We start from the raw sequence: 13831 nt of genomic DNA, 5'->3' as shown, positions 1-13831 counted from the left end.
CCTGCCAAAGGCAGAGCCTGTGTCGGGCGAGGTCCGAAGCGGCCGGCGCAGAAAAGCAAAACGCGGCCACCGGGGCCGCGTTGCGAAAGCACAAACGAAAGACGCAGAAGTGCACCGCGGCCGATCAGACCTCTTGGAAGAAGATCGAGCGAGTTCGCGGTGTCATAACCCGTGCTGCCTTTCCCGGTTCTGTGCTGTGGGTGATTGAGGCATCAAGTATAGCCCGGCTGCACCGCTTCACCGGCAGCAGCGGGTGCCTGCCGACGCAGTTCGCCCGGCGTGCACCCAAACCAGCGTCGGACGGTGCGGCTGAAGTTCGAGGTGTCGGCCAGCCCCAGTTGGGCCGCCACCTCTTCCACCGGCAGGCGGGTGCGGCGCAGCAGCCAAAGTGCCCGCGCCTGCCGGGCCTCGTCCAGCAGCGCCTGAAAAGAGGTGCCTTCGGCCGCCAGGCGACGCATCAGGGTTCGGCGCCCCAGTGCGCAATGAACCGCAACCTCGGTCAGGCTGGGATAGCGCCCGGCCGGCTGGCTGCGCAGCAAACCGGCCACGCGCCGGGACAGGCTGCGTTCGGCCAAGGTGCGCAACTCGGCCTCACAGGCCCGACAGGCCGCGGCATGAGCGCGTGGATCCGCCCCCAGGCAGGGCCAGGCCAGCGCAGGGGCCTCGGCAGACACCGCCAGCGCTGCCGCCGCGAAACGGAAGCGCACCGGCGCAAAGCGCTGGTACTGCGCCAACCACGGCGGGGCCGGCAGCGGCCAGTCCACCCACAACCCGTCGGGCAACTCCCCCAGTGCCGCCTCCACCAAGCGCAGCGTCGCACTCACCACGGCGTCCAGGTAGAAGCCGCGTGCAGCGCCCCAGTCCGCGCATTCGCGCCCGCGCAGCACGGCGCCCCCGGCCTCGCCCGATTCCAGCGACCAGACCAAGGCCTCATTGCGCACCGTGCTGTAGCGCGCGAACACCTGCAACACCGCGCCCAGGTCCGGCGCCGTCACCGCCGCATAGCCGATCAACCCATGCATGGACACGGGCGTCTGCCCGCCCAGGTCCAGCCCCAACCAGGGGCGCCCCGTGGCGGTCATCGCCGCCTGTGCCAGCCGCTGGGTGGTGTCCAACGAAAGGGGCCGGTCCTCCTGATCCAGGGTCTCGGCCGACAGCCCCGCCGCCGCCAGCACTGGCGCCGGATCCACCGCGGTCTGCAACAGCAGACGCCGCAGCATCCGGGCATAGACCGGATGGATCAGAGCATCGGTTTCGGGCAGGCGGGCGGCAGCAGACATGGTGGAACGTCGGACAGCAGGCCGGACAAACCCGCGCTTGTCACTTTAGGACGATCGGCTGTCATGGCCATCGGTGGAAGCACGCAGCCGGGCTTCGGACACTGCCCTCGCCTGGAACCCCCAACCGATGTTGCCCATGACTCCCCTTCCCCCGTCCCAGACCTTCGACTACCTCATCGTCGGTGGCGGCAGCGCCGGCTCGGTGCTGGCCGGCCGGCTCAGTGAAGACCCTTCGGTGTCCGTCGCCTTGCTGGAGGCCGGCCCGGCCGACCACAGCGTGCTGATCCACTGCCCGGCAGGCCTGGGCGTGATGGCCCGCACCGGCCAGGCCAACTGGTGCTTTGAGACCACACCCCAGCCCGGACTGAATGGCCGGCGCGGCTACCAGCCCCGCGGCAAGGTGCTGGGGGGCTCCAGCTCGATCAACGCGATGATCTACATCCGTGGCCACCGCAGCGACTACGACGCCTGGGCCACCGCCGGCAACCCCGGTTGGGACTGGGGCAGCGTGCTGCCCTGGTTCCAGCGGGCCGAGGACAACGCGCGCGGCGCCGACGCCTGGCATGGCCAGGGCGGCCCACTGCATGTGATGGACCTGTGCGACCCCAACCCGCTGTCGCGCCGATTCGTCGAAGCCGGCCGCCAAGCTGGCTGGCCGGTCAACCCGGACTTCAACGGCGCCACGTTCGAAGGCGTGGGGATGTACCAGGTCACGCACAAGAACGGCGAGCGCTTCAGCGCCGCCAAAGGCTACCTGAGCCCTCATCTGGGCCGCCCCAATCTGCAGGTCTTCACCGAAGCCCGGGCCGAGCGGCTGATTCTCGACGGCCGGCAGGTGCGCGGCGTGGAACTGCTGCAGCGCGGTCAGCGCCTGCGGCTGATGGCCCGCCAGGAGGTGGCCCTGTGCGCCGGCGCCTTCCAGTCGCCGCAGCTGCTGATGCTCTCGGGCGTGGGCGACCCGATCGAGCTGCAGCGCCATGGCATCGAAGTGCGCCACGCCCTGCCCGGCGTGGGCCGCAACCTGCACGACCACCCGGACGTGGTGATGGTGTTGAAGGCGCCCCAGGCGCGCGAGAGTTTCGGCCTGAGCCTGGGGGGTGGCTGGGACATCGCCCGCGCCATCGGCCAGTGGCGGCGCGAGCGGCGCGGCCTGCTGACCTCCAACTTCGCCGAAGCGGGTGGCTTCTTCCGCAGCCGGCCGGACGAGGCCGTGCCGGACCTGCAGTGGCATTTCGTGGTGGGCCAACTGGTCAACCACGGGCGCAGCGCGGTGTGGGGCCACGGCTACTCGGTGCATGTGTGCCTGCTGCGGCCCCAGAGCCGTGGGCGGGTGACGCTGGCCAGCGCCGACCCGCAGGCCGCCCCGGTGATCGACCCGGCCTTCCTGGCCGAGGGTGACGACCTTGACCGGCTGGTCAGTGGCGTGCAGCAGACCCGCCGCCTGCTGGCCCAGCCCGCCATGGCGGCCCTCGGGGGCCAGGAACGCGGCCCCTTGGCGCAGGCGCAAGACCCGCAGGCCATCGCCGAATTCATCCGCAACCACGCCGACACCATCTACCACCCGGTGGGCAGTTGCCGCATGGGCGCCGACCCGCTGGCGGTGGTGGACGCCCAGATGAAGGTGCACGGCCTGTCGGGCCTGCGGGTGGTGGACGCCTCGGCGATGCCCCGCATCGTCAGCGGCAACACCAACGCCCCGGTCATCATGATGGCCGAGCGGGCGGCTGCGTGGATGGTGGCGGCGCGACAGGGCCGGCAGGACGTGACCGTTGCGGCGCCGCCCCAGCCGGAGGTCGAACCCGCGGGTTGACCGGTCCGGCTCAGGGCAAGAGCTGCAGCTCGGGCGTGGCCCTGCCGTCCACCCAGGCCTGGAACTCGTCGGCCAGGCGCTGGCTCTCGGCCACCGCGCGGCGCCAGGCCTGCTCGCGTGCCGCATCGTCGTCCAGGTGGACCTTGAAGTCCTCGCGGCTGGGCAGGCGCCCCCCAGGCAGCGTGGCCAGCCACTCGGGCCGGGGCGCGAGCACCACCACACGGTCCAATGCGCCGGTGGCCCGATGGCGCCAACGCAGGGATTTGTCCAACCAACCCGGCACCAGCGTGGGCTGGAAGTGCGGGTACAGCACCCAGCCCGGATCGCCCCCCTCGCCGGCCAGCAGTCGGTCGTAGCGCAAGTGCAGGTGGTAGTCGGTGATGCCACCGTCCCAGTAGGCACCGGCGGGTGCGCCCGGGATGTCATGCACCGCATCCAGCCAGAACGGGATCGCACAACTGGCCAGCACCGCGGGGATCAGGTTCTGTGGCGTCAGTGGCACCTGCACGCCGCGGAGGTCGTTCAGTGGCAGCGGCAGCGCGTCGCGCGGGTCGGAGAACACCACCCGCTCCAGCCAGCCGCCCAGGGCCGAGCGGGTGACCAGGTTGCTGGCAAAGGCCGCGCCATAGCCCAGGCTGGTTCGCCAGCGGGTGGTCTCGCGCCGCAGCCAACGGCGGCCGTGGCTGGTGAAGACATGCAGCCGGTACCGCGGGTGGGCCAGCAACGCCGCCTCCTGGCCGCCAAAGTGCTCTTGCAGCTTGGCGCCAAACACCGTGCTGACATGGCTGGGCAGCGGCGGCTGGCCCGGTGCATGCTCGTAGCGCTGGGTGATGTAGTCCTCGCTCAGCCGCCGCAGGGCAGCCACCGGGTCGGGCAGGCAGGCGGCCGTCATGCGCCAGGAGCCGATCGAGGCGCCCAGCAGATGCACCGTGTGGCCGCCGCGCGGCAGCCAATCGCCGAACAGGAACTGGTCCAGCGGGCCCAGGATCAGGCCCTTGGGGCCACCGGCGGCGCCCGGTACCACTCGCACCTCGGCCGACGTGAGCGGGCCCTGGCGCAGGCGTGCCAGCGCGGCCGGACCGGCCAGGACACGCAGGGCCTTCATCGCCATGCCCGGCGCCGCCCGCTCAGCGCTTGAGCTTGGCGAAAGCCGCGGCCATCGCGCTCGGCGCCTCGGCCTGGTGGCCACGACCGGACTGGGCTCGCTCGCCTCGCGCGGCGGGACGGTAGCTGTTGTCGCCACGGCTGCCGCTCTTCGGCCCGGGCGCGGCGGCGTCGAGCTTCATCGTCAGGCTGATGCGCTTGCGGGCCAGATCGACCTCCAGCACCTTGACCTTGACGATGTCGCCGGTCTTGACCACCTCGCGGGCATCGTTGACGAACTTGTTGGACAGCTGGCTCACATGCACCAGGCCGTCCTGGTGCACGCCCAGGTCCACGAAGGCGCCGAACTGGGCCACGTTGGACACCGTGCCTTCGAGCACCATGCCCTCCTGCAGGTCCTTGATGTCCTCGACGCCGTCGTTGAAGCGGGCCACCTTGAAGTCCGGGCGCGGGTCGCGGCCGGGCTTTTCCAGCTCGGCCAGGATGTCCTTGACCGTGATGGCGCCGAACTTCTCGTCGGCGAAGGCCTCGGGCCGCAGCTTGCGGATCACGTCCGCATTGCCGATCAGCTCTTGGATCGGCCGGCCGGCCGCGGCGATGATCTTCTCGACCACCGGGTAGGTTTCCGGGTGCACACCCGACAGGTCCAGCGGGTTGTCGCCATCGCGGATGCGCAGGAAGCCCGCGGCCTGCTCGAAGGTCTTGGCGCCCAGGCCGGCCACGTCCAGCAGCTGCTGGCGGTTGCGGAAGGCGCCGTTGGCGTCGCGCCAGCGCACGATGCTGTTGGCCACCGCGGTGGACAGGCCCGAGACCTGGGCCAGCAACGGGGCCGAGGCGGTGTTCAGGTCCACGCCCACCGAGTTCACGCAGTCTTCCACCACCGCATCCAGCGTGCGGGCCAGTTCGCTCTGGTTCACGTCGTGCTGGTACTGGCCCACGCCGATGCTCTTGGGCTCGATCTTCACCAGCTCGGCCAGCGGGTCCTGCAGGCGGCGGGCGATGGACACCGCGCCGCGCAGGCTCACGTCCAGGTCCGGCAACTCCTTGGAGGCGAATTCGGAGGCCGAGTAGACCGAGGCGCCGGCCTCGCTGACCACCACCTTCTCCAGCTTCACGTCCGGGGCCATGCCCTGGATGCGCTTGATCAGGTCTGCCGCCAGCTTGTCCGTCTCGCGGCTGGCGGTGCCGTTGCCGATGGCGATCAGGTTCACGCCGTGGGTGGCCACCAGGCGGCCCAGGGTGTGCAAGCTGCCTTCCCAGTCGCACTTGGGCTCGTGCGGGTAGACGGTGGCCGTGGCCAGCACCTTGCCGGTGTCGCTCACCACCGCCACCTTCACCCCGGTGCGGATACCCGGGTCCAGGCCCATCACCACCCGCTTGCCGGCGGGCGCGGCCAGCAGCAGGTCGCGCAGGTTCTCGGCAAACACCTTGATGGCGACCTTCTCGGCCTCTTCACGCAGACGGCCGAACAGGTCCCGCTCCAAGCTCATCGACAGCTTGACCTTCCAGGTCCAGGCGATGGTCTTGCGGATCAGCTCGTCGCCGGCGCGCTTGGCGTGGCGCCAGCCCAGGTGCTGGGCGATGCGGCCTTCGGCCAGCGTGGGCTGGCCCGGCACGACTTCTTCGTCGAGCACCAGCTTGGCGTCCAGGATCTCCAGCGTGCGGCCGCGGAAGACCGCCAGCGCGCGGTGGCTGGGCACGGTGCGGATGGGCTCGTCGTAGTCGAAGTAGTCGCGGAACTTGCTGTGGTCCGGGTGGTTCTCGTCCTTGCCCGGGGCCAGCTTGGACTGGAACAGGCCCTCGGCCCACAGCCATTCGCGCAGCTTGCCCACCAGGGTGGCGTCCTCGGCCCAGCGCTCGGACAGCAGGTCGCGCACACCGTCCAGCACCGCGAAGGCGTCGGCAAAGCCGGCGTCCGGGTTGAGGAAGGCGGCGGCCTCGGCCATCGGGTCCAGGCTGGGGTCGGCAAACAGCTTGTCGGCCAGCGGCTCCAGCCCCGCCTCGCGGGCGATCATGCCCTTGGTGCGACGCTTGGGCTTGTAGGGCAGGTAGAGGTCTTCCAGCTCCTGCTTGGTGGGCGCGGCCTCGATGGCGGCGCGCAGCTCCGGCGTGAGCTTGCCCTGTTCGTCGATGCTCTTGAGCACCGCCTCGCGGCGCTCCTCCAGCTCGCGCAGGTAGCCCAGCCGGGCTTCCAGCTCGCGCAGCTGGATGTCGTCCAGGCCGTCGGTGGCCTCCTTGCGGTAGCGGGCGATGAAGGGCACCGTGGCGCCACCGTCCAGAAGGTCCACGGCGGCTTTCACCTGAGCCGGCCGAACGCTCAGTTCGGCGGCAATCTGCAGAAGAATCTTGTCCAAAACCTGAAGGCGCAGGCTGCCGCCCGCGCAAGAGACCGGGAAAGCGCGGCAGTGTGCCAGATCCGCGGCCGGACCTCGGTCCGCGACCGGCCGCGGCGCCTTTCCCGGCGCCTCTTTCAGGGCGCGGGAACGGCCACGCGGTTGGCCGGCACGATCATCGGCTGGTAGGAGAACACCTCGCGCGTCTCGGGGCGCACCCGCACCCGCAGCCAGTGGACGTCGTTGGTGCCATTGCCCGCGTTGTCACCGAAGGTTTCCACGCGGGTGAAGTTCTCCAGGCGGCGGCCCTGGGCGTCCAGGAAAGGTTTGTCGATGCGCTGGTAGTGCGAATCGCCGTGCACATAGGCCACCGGCTTCTGGAAGTCGATGGTGAGGTCGCGCAGGGCCAGCAGGTAGGCCTGGAAGCCATCGGGCTGGCCATCGGTCTCGGCCAGCGTCTTGGGGTCGCGCAGCGGCGCGCGGGTCGGGTCGGCCTGGTCCCAGCCCGGGTTGGCCTGCGAAATCAGCATGATGGCCGCCGAACCCCGCGCCTTGGCCTGCGCGAAGCTCTGCTGCAGCCAGACGATGTTGGCGTTGTTGCGCGCCGTCCACTCGGCGGCATCCGGTGCGGTGTCGCACAGGTTGTTGCACGAGCCCTGCACGTTCACGGTGACGTAGGTGACGTTGCGGTAAGTCCAGCGGCGGTTCTCCACGCAGGCGGTGGCCGCGCCGTTGTGGTCCAGGCACAGCCTGTCGGTCTGCACCTCCTGGCGCAGGCGGCGCTGTCCCATCGAATACGGCGTCGAGAAGAAGACCTGACGCTCATGGTCCAGACGCTCCAGCGCGTTGTAGCCCCCGTTCGACGAGCGGTCGCAGTCCGTCCAGTCGTTGTCGCCCGGCGTCAGCATGGCCGGCGCCCGCAGTGCGTTGAAGTAGCCCAGGCCCTGGGTGTAGAGCGCATCGCTGCAGGTGGTGGGCGTGACGGAGCCTGCGGTGCTGTTGCCGGCCTTGAGGTCACCGTCATGCACGGTGAAGGCCAGGGCATGGGCGTTCATGTCGGCGATCAGGTTGGGCACGCCCACCTGGGCCTGCAGGTCCGAATAGGGCATATCACCCCACAGACCGATTTCATAGTCGCCCAGGCCGGTGGCGCAGGCACTCAGCGCAACAGCCGACAAGGCGCCCGCCGCCAGGGCGCGCGCAACACGGATACGGGGAAGGCTGGTCATCGGAGTCTCCACAGCAGCGGGCACTGGGACATCCGGCCCCGCCCTCCCGTTGTAGGGAGAATCCGTGACAAGGTGCTGAAGCAGCGCCGGCGACCTTGGCCTATGCCCAAGCCGCAGCCGGCCGCAGCATCTCCTGGTGCGGGATGTCGTCTTCCAGGTAGACCGGGCCCACCGGCTGGTAGCCGAAGCTGCCGTAGAAATCGCCCAGATGGGCCTGCGCGCTGATGCGGTTGGCCTGGCCGGGCCAGGTCAGGTCGCAGCGGCGCACGCCCTCCCCCACGAGCACCCGGCCCAGGCCGAGGCCCCGCACCGCAGGGTGGTTCACCACCCGGCCCAGGGCCGGCTCGTCGAACTTCTGCCCTGGCTCCACCGCCCGCAGATACAGCACCAATGTGCCGGCCGGCAGGCCGTTCCAGTCGCTGCCCAGGCGCCCCAGCAGGTGCCAGCTGTGCTGGTCCAGGCCGTCCGGATCCAGATAGGGGCCCTGTTCCAGGATGAACACGCGGGCGCGCAGTTGCAGCGCGTCGTAAAGATCCTGCAGACCCAGGTCGGGAAAGCGGCACCAGGTCCAGCGGATGTCAGGCAGGCTCGTCGTCATCGTGGACGGGATTGTCCACCGCAGGCCCGCCCTTCCCGTCCTTCAGCGCGGCGGACGGGCCGGCGGCGTGGCACCGCCCAGGAACTTGAAGGTGGCGGTGGCATGGGCGCACAAATCCCCCTGGGCGTTGAGCACCCGCCCCTCGCAGAAGGCCATGCTCACGGTGCGTTGCAGCACGGTCCCGATGCCCCGGAGTTCGCCCTCTGCCGGCCGCAGGAAGCTGGTCTTGAGCTCAATGGTGGCCACGCCCGGTCCCTCCATGTGACCGCTGCGCGCGGCCAAGGCCATCGAGATGTCCATCATCGTCAGCAGCAGCCCACCATGCGCCACGCCCCAGCCGTTCAGGTGCGGTGGCTGCAGCCAGACCCTCACCTCGGCGGTGTCCTCGGTGCAACCGTAGAACTGCAGGCCCAGGTGATGGGCGAAGGGGATGGGGATCGGGAAGGCCTGGGGCGTCGGAACGGGGTGGCTCATGCGGGCATCTTCTCGCAAACCCTGAGCCCGCACCCTCCCCAGGACGGCAGCCGTGGTGCCGCCGGACGCGGAAAGCCCCACCTCCGGTCGGGCTCCCCCGCCATGCCTACACTGCCGGAAATGAACGACCGCAGCCCTCCCCTCTCGTCGCGCCTGCCGCCGCCGCCGGAGGCGGCGCGTTGGCCCAACCGTTTTGCGGCGCTGGGCCCGACCTTCCACACCCAGATGCACGGCGCTGGCCTGCCAGATCCGCACTGGGTGGCCACCAGCGAAGACTGCGCCGCCCTGCTGGGCTGGCCTGCCGACTGGTGGCAGCGGTGGCCGGAGGCCCTGCAGGTCTTCAGCGGCAACGCCACCTGGGCGGGCATGGCGCCGCTGGCCTCCGTGTACAGCGGCCACCAGTTCGGTGTCTGGGCCGGTCAATTGGGCGATGGCCGTGCCTTGCTGCTGGGCGAAGTCGAGACACCGCAGGGCCCCATGGAACTGCAACTCAAGGGTGCCGGGCGCACGCCGTACTCGCGCATGGGCGACGGGCGGGCGGTGCTGCGCTCGTCGATCCGCGAATTTCTGTGCTCCGAAGCCATGCACCACCTGGGCATCCCGACCAGCCGGGGCCTGTGCCTGACCGGCTCCACCCTGCCGGTGCGGCGCGAGCGGGTGGAAAGCGCGGCCGTGGTCACCCGCGTGGCCCCCAGCTTCCTGCGCTTCGGTCACTTCGAGCACTTCTACCACCAGGGTCGCTATGACGAGCTGCGGCAACTGGCCGAGCATGCGATCGAGCACCACTTTCCGGCCTGCCGCGAGGCCGCCCAGCCGGTGCTGGCCCTGCTGGGCGAGGTGACCCGGCGTACCGCCCGCCTGATGGCCCAGTGGCAGGCGGTGGGCTTCTGCCACGGGGTGATGAACACCGACAACATGTCGCTGCTGGGCCTGACGATCGACTACGGCCCCTTCGGTTTCCTGGATGCGTTCGACCCGCAGCACATCTGCAACCATTCGGACGAAGGTGGCCTCTATGCCTACGCCCGCCAGCCCAAGGTGGCCTGGTGGAACCTGCATGCCTTCGCCCAGGCGCTGGTGCCGCTGGTGGGGGACGGCCAGGGCACGCCCGAAGACGTGGCCGCCATCCGCGCCGAGTTGGCCGCCTTCGAGCCGGTGTTCGGCGAGGCCCTGGCCGCCCAGATGCGCGCCAAGCTCGGCCTGCGGGAAACCCATGCCGAGGACCAGGACCTCGTCAACGACTGGCTGCGCCTGTTGGAGGCACAGAAGGCGGACTACACCATCGCGATGCGGCGCCTGTGCGAGTTCTCGCCCCAGGCGGTCGGGTCGGTGCGCGACGTGTTCCTGGACCGCAGCGCCTTCGATCCCTGGGCCGCGCGCTATGCCGCCCGGCTGGCCGCCGAGCACAGTGTGGACAGCGCGCGCCAGGCCGCAATGCGCCGGGCCAACCCGCGGGTGGTGCTGCGCAACCACTTGGCCGAGACCGCGATCCAGCGCGCGGAACAAGGTGACTTCAGCGAGGTCCAACGCCTGCTGGCGGTGCTGAGCCGCCCCTTTGACGACGACAGCGGCACGGCTGCCGATGCCGGTTTCCCGCCCGACTGGGCGCAGCAACTTTCCGTGTCCTGCTCCTCATGAACGACTCTTCTCGCGACGACCCACACGACCATGACGACGCCCGCTACCCGGTCCACAAGACCGAAGCCGAATGGCGCGCCCAGCTGGATCCGGTGCAGTTTGCCGTGGCCCGCCAGGCGGCCACCGAGCGCGCCTTCACTGGCGTCTACTGGAACCACTGGGAGCCTGGCGTCTACCGCTGCGTGGGCTGCGGCCAGGCCTTGTTCAGCGCGGACACCAAGTTCGACGCCGGCTGCGGCTGGCCCAGCTACAGCCAAGCCATCGAGGAAGGCCGGGTCGAGCGCGTGGTCGACACCTCTCACGGCATGACCCGGGTCGAGGTGCGCTGCGCCCACTGTGGCTCGCACCTGGGGCATGTGTTCGATGACGGCCCCGCCCCCACCGGTGAGCGCTTCTGCATCAATTCGGCAGCGATACACTTTGCGCCGGATTCCGGAACGCCATGAAACTTCTGTTCGACCTGTTGCCCATCGTTCTGTTCTTTGCCACCTTCCGCTATGCGGATGGGCACCAGGACTGGGCCGGAGCCTTTGCCACGCAGTATTTCGGGGGCCTGGTCTCCGGTGGCGTGGTCGCCCCCAAGGAAGCGCCGGTGCTGCTGGCCACCCTGGTCGTGATCGTCGCCACCCTGACCCAGGTGGTCTACCTGAAGGCCCGCGGCCGCAAGGTCGACCTGATGCTGTGGTTCAGCCTGGCGCTGGTCGTCGGCCTGGGCGGGCTGACCATCTGGTTCCACAACGAAACCTTCATCAAGTGGAAGCCCAGCGGCCTGTACTGGGCTTTCGGTCTGGCGTTGTGGGCCAGCCAGGCGCTGTTCGGCAAGAACCTGCTGCGCAGCACGCTGGGCCAGGAGCTGCCGCTGCCCGACGCCCTCTGGCGCCGCCTGAACTTCGCCTGGATCGCCTTCTTCGCGCTGATGGGTCTGCTCAACCTGTGGGTGGCCTACAGCTTCACGACCGAGACCTGGGTGGACTTCAAGCTGTTCGGCGCCACCGGCCTGATGCTGCTGTTCATGCTGGCCCAGGGGGTCTACATCAGCCGCCACCTGCCGGAATCCGTACCGGAAGATGGCGCCGCGGCCGATTCCCACCAGAGCACCCCATGAGCCATCCCACCGCCGCCGGCATCGAAGCCGCCCTGCAAGCCGCGCTGGCGCCCCAGGCGCTGGAGGTGCGCGACGACAGCGCCGCCCATGCCGGTCACGCCGGTGCCGGAGAGGGCAGCCATTTCAGCGTGCGCATCGTCAGCGAACGATTCGTGGGGGTGGGCCGGGTGGCCCGTCACCGCCTTGTGTATGATGCCCTGCGCGACCTGATGACCCAGGGAATCCACGCGCTGGCGCTGGACACCCGCGCACCGGGCGAACACTGAGCCCCGGGCGCTTCAGGCATCGGACGGACTTCACGTGGGTTTCACGTCGACCTGCCGTACCGCTTCGCGCCCTCCTCTGCTGTCATTCCTTTTCCTGAAGACAAGAGTCCCCCGAAAGGCGACATCCACCATGAAGCTGAAGTCCACTGTCCTGCTGGCGGCCACGGCCGTGATCCTGCCGCTGGCGGCCCAGGCCCAGAACATCGCCATCGTCAATGGCAAGCCGGTCCCCAAGGCCCGCGTGACCACCCTGCTGCAGCAGGCCAACCGCGGCGGCCAGCCGGTCACGCCGGAAATGGAATCCCGCGCCCGCGATGAAGTGGTGCTGCGTGAGATCTTCGCCCAGGCCGCCGAGAAGCAAGGCATCGCCGCCACCGCCGACTACAAGGCCCAGCTGGAACTGCTGCGCCAGACCGTGCTGATCCGCGAGCTGTTCACCGAGTACCAGAAGAAGCACCAGCCCACCGATGAGGAGGCCCGTGCCGAGTACGAGAAGATCAAGGTGGCCTCTTCCGGCACCGAGTACCACGCCCGCCACATCCTGGTGGAAACCGAGGACGAAGCCAAGAAGCTGATCGAGCAGCTGAAGGCCGGCGCCAGCTTCGAAGAGCTGGCCAAGAAGAACTCCAAGGACCCCGGCTCGGCCGAGAACGGCGGCGACCTGGACTTCGCCAAGCCCGAGACCTATGTGCCGGAATTCGGCCAGGCCCTGGCAACGCTGAAGAAGGGTGAATACACCCAGGCCCCGGTGAAGACCCAGTTCGGCTACCACATCATCAAACTGGAAGACACCCGCGAAGCCAAGTTCCCGGCCTTCGAAGAAGTGAAGCCCCAGATCCTGCAGCGCCTGGCCCAGACCAAGCTGCAGAAGTACCAGGAAGATCTGAAGAACGCGGCCAAGACCGACTACAAGTTCTCGGCCGGCGAATAAGCCCCCGGCCCCCCCTGCGCAAGGCACCCTCGGGTGCCTTGTTTTTTGGCGGTGCGCGGCCGCCGGGCCCGTCCCGCCGGTTAGCATCCCGACTCCTCTCCCTTCCTCTGCCCCGATATGGCTGCTGCCAACCTGCTTGCGCTGATTGACGACATCACCACCGTGCTCGACGACATCTCGGTGCTGACCAAGGTGGCCGCGAAGAAGACCGCCGGTGTGCTGGGCGACGACCTGGCTCTCAACGCCCAGCAGGTGACCGGGGTGGACGCCAGCCGGGAGCTGCCGGTGGTCTGGGCGGTGGCCAAGGGTTCGCTGGTGAACAAGGCCATCCTGGTGCCCGCGGCGCTGGCCATCAGCGCCTGGGCGCCCTGGCTGATCACGCCGCTGCTGATGCTGGGCGGCGCCTACCTCTGCTTCGAGGGCTTCGAGAAGGTCTGGCACCGGCTGCGCCACGGCGCGGCGCCGGATGCCGAACACGCGGCGCTGATCAGCGCCCTGGCCGATCCTTCGGTGGACCTGGTGGCCCTGGAGAAGGACAAGATCAAGGGGGCCATCCGCACCGACTTCATCCTGTCGGCCGAGATCATCACCCTCACGCTGGGCAGCGTGAGCGGGGCGCCGCTGGCCACCCAGTTCGGTGTCATGGCGCTGGTGGCCGTGGTGCTGACCCTGGGGGTCTACGGCCTGGTTGCGGCCATCGTGAAGATGGACGACGCGGGACTGGCCCTGTCCCGGCTGCCGGGGCAAGGGGCTGGCTGGAACGCTGTGCGCACCCTGGGCCGCGGCCTGCTGCAGGCCGCGCCGTGGTTGATGAAGACCCTCAGCGTGCTGGGCACGGCGGCCATGTTCCTGGTGGGCGGCGGCATCCTGGCGCACGGCCTGCCGTTCCTGCACCACGGTGTCGAGGCCCTGGCCGAAGCCAGCGCGGCCGGGTTGGCGCCCATGGTCCGGCTGCTCGTGCCGGCGCTGCTCGGGGTGCTGGCGGGCGCGCTGGTGCTGGTGGGCGTCAGCCTGATTGGCCGGCTGCGCGGCCAACCCGCCCACTGACGGATCCGGTCGGCTC

The 13831-nt window shown here is 69.6% G+C and carries 13 protein-coding genes; 7 read left to right on the top strand and 6 right to left on the bottom strand.

Features of this window, described 5'->3' with window-relative positions; genetic code table 11:
* Positions 1 to 212: 212 nt before the first annotated feature.
* Positions 213 to 1280 (bottom strand): AraC family transcriptional regulator, encoded by a 1068-nt coding sequence (locus KGA65_RS07185; RefSeq protein ID WP_225862461.1) that lies wholly within the window; start codon positions 1278 to 1280, stop codon positions 213 to 215.
* Between the two features lie 136 nt (positions 1281 to 1416).
* On the opposite strand from KGA65_RS07185, the gene KGA65_RS07180 reads away from it, so the two are divergent.
* A complete protein-coding gene (locus KGA65_RS07180) occupies positions 1417 to 3090 on the top strand; it encodes a GMC family oxidoreductase (RefSeq protein WP_225862460.1) in 1674 nt (557 codons plus the stop codon).
* 10 nt (positions 3091 to 3100) lie between these two features.
* Here the strand turns inward: KGA65_RS07180 and KGA65_RS07175 are convergent, their stop codons facing one another.
* From KGA65_RS07175 to KGA65_RS07155, 5 genes are all read right to left on the bottom strand, one after another.
* Positions 3101 to 4195: a patatin-like phospholipase family protein gene (locus KGA65_RS07175; RefSeq protein ID WP_225862653.1), complete on the bottom strand. Its 1095-nt coding sequence runs from the start codon at positions 4193 to 4195 to the stop codon at positions 3101 to 3103.
* Between the two features lie 22 nt (positions 4196 to 4217).
* The gene (locus KGA65_RS07170; protein ID WP_225862459.1) at positions 4218 to 6548 is read right to left on the bottom strand and encodes a Tex family protein; all 2331 of its coding nucleotides are present in this window, start codon (positions 6546 to 6548) and stop codon (positions 4218 to 4220) included.
* 116 nt (positions 6549 to 6664) lie between these two features.
* Entirely contained in the window at positions 6665 to 7756 is a 1092-nt protein-coding gene (locus KGA65_RS07165) for a hypothetical protein (protein ID WP_225862458.1), read from the bottom strand.
* 100 nt (positions 7757 to 7856) lie between these two features.
* Positions 7857 to 8354, bottom strand: coding sequence for a GNAT family N-acetyltransferase (locus KGA65_RS07160; protein WP_225862457.1), 498 nt, complete (start codon positions 8352 to 8354; stop codon positions 7857 to 7859).
* A 42-nt stretch (positions 8355 to 8396) separates the two neighbouring features.
* Entirely contained in the window at positions 8397 to 8828 is a 432-nt protein-coding gene (locus tag KGA65_RS07155; RefSeq protein WP_225862456.1) for a PaaI family thioesterase, read from the bottom strand.
* Between the two features lie 120 nt (positions 8829 to 8948).
* Between KGA65_RS07155 and KGA65_RS07150 the strand changes: the two genes are divergently transcribed.
* From KGA65_RS07150 to KGA65_RS07125, 6 genes are all read left to right on the top strand, one after another.
* Positions 8949 to 10466: a protein adenylyltransferase SelO gene (locus KGA65_RS07150; protein WP_225862455.1), complete on the top strand. Its 1518-nt coding sequence runs from the start codon at positions 8949 to 8951 to the stop codon at positions 10464 to 10466.
* Positions 10463 to 10912: a peptide-methionine (R)-S-oxide reductase MsrB gene (gene msrB / locus KGA65_RS07145; protein WP_225862454.1), complete on the top strand. Its 450-nt coding sequence runs from the start codon at positions 10463 to 10465 to the stop codon at positions 10910 to 10912. Before KGA65_RS07150 ends, msrB begins: the two co-directional genes overlap by 4 nt.
* Positions 10909 to 11571, top strand: a complete 663-nt coding sequence (locus KGA65_RS07140; protein WP_225862453.1) for a septation protein A — start codon at positions 10909 to 10911, stop codon at positions 11569 to 11571. Before msrB ends, KGA65_RS07140 begins: the two co-directional genes overlap by 4 nt.
* A complete protein-coding gene (locus KGA65_RS07135) occupies positions 11568 to 11837 on the top strand; it encodes a BolA family protein (protein WP_225862452.1) in 270 nt (89 codons plus the stop codon). The genes KGA65_RS07140 and KGA65_RS07135 overlap by 4 nt, the downstream gene beginning before the upstream one ends.
* 130 nt (positions 11838 to 11967) lie before the next feature.
* Positions 11968 to 12768 (top strand): peptidylprolyl isomerase, encoded by an 801-nt coding sequence (locus KGA65_RS07130; protein WP_225862451.1) that lies wholly within the window; start codon positions 11968 to 11970, stop codon positions 12766 to 12768.
* A gap of 117 nt (positions 12769 to 12885) precedes the next feature.
* Complete coding sequence (locus KGA65_RS07125; RefSeq protein WP_225862450.1) at positions 12886 to 13815, top strand: DUF808 domain-containing protein; 930 nt, start codon at positions 12886 to 12888, stop codon at positions 13813 to 13815.
* Positions 13816 to 13831 lie beyond the last annotated feature (16 nt).

Source organism: Ideonella benzenivorans (assembly GCF_020387415.1).
Lineage (GTDB): Bacteria > Pseudomonadota > Gammaproteobacteria > Burkholderiales > Burkholderiaceae_C > Ideonella > Ideonella benzenivorans.
Note: the sequence above shows the minus strand (reverse complement) of the source record. Positions and strands in the feature narration are given on the sequence as shown.

What these genes read in the sequence shown, in the direction of transcription:
- KGA65_RS07125 (WP_225862450.1), top strand. Translation starts at nt 12,886, where the DNA reads ATGGCTGCTGCCAACCTGCTTGCGCTGATTGACGACATCACCACCGTG.
- KGA65_RS07130 (WP_225862451.1), top strand. Translation starts at nt 11,968, where the DNA reads ATGAAGCTGAAGTCCACTGTCCTGCTGGCGGCCACGGCCGTGATCCTG.
- KGA65_RS07175 (WP_225862653.1), bottom strand. Translation starts at nt 4,195, where the DNA reads ATGAAGGCCCTGCGTGTCCTGGCCGGTCCGGCCGCGCTGGCACGCCTG.
- KGA65_RS07160 (WP_225862457.1), bottom strand. Translation starts at nt 8,354, where the DNA reads ATGACGACGAGCCTGCCTGACATCCGCTGGACCTGGTGCCGCTTTCCC.
- KGA65_RS07150 (WP_225862455.1), top strand. Translation starts at nt 8,949, where the DNA reads ATGAACGACCGCAGCCCTCCCCTCTCGTCGCGCCTGCCGCCGCCGCCG.
- KGA65_RS07185 (WP_225862461.1), bottom strand. Translation starts at nt 1,280, where the DNA reads ATGTCTGCTGCCGCCCGCCTGCCCGAAACCGATGCTCTGATCCATCCG.
- KGA65_RS07155 (WP_225862456.1), bottom strand. Translation starts at nt 8,828, where the DNA reads ATGAGCCACCCCGTTCCGACGCCCCAGGCCTTCCCGATCCCCATCCCC.
- KGA65_RS07180 (WP_225862460.1), top strand. Translation starts at nt 1,417, where the DNA reads ATGACTCCCCTTCCCCCGTCCCAGACCTTCGACTACCTCATCGTCGGT.
- KGA65_RS07165 (WP_225862458.1), bottom strand. Translation starts at nt 7,756, where the DNA reads ATGACCAGCCTTCCCCGTATCCGTGTTGCGCGCGCCCTGGCGGCGGGC.
- msrB (WP_225862454.1), top strand. Translation starts at nt 10,463, where the DNA reads ATGAACGACTCTTCTCGCGACGACCCACACGACCATGACGACGCCCGC.
- KGA65_RS07135 (WP_225862452.1), top strand. Translation starts at nt 11,568, where the DNA reads ATGAGCCATCCCACCGCCGCCGGCATCGAAGCCGCCCTGCAAGCCGCG.
- KGA65_RS07140 (WP_225862453.1), top strand. Translation starts at nt 10,909, where the DNA reads ATGAAACTTCTGTTCGACCTGTTGCCCATCGTTCTGTTCTTTGCCACC.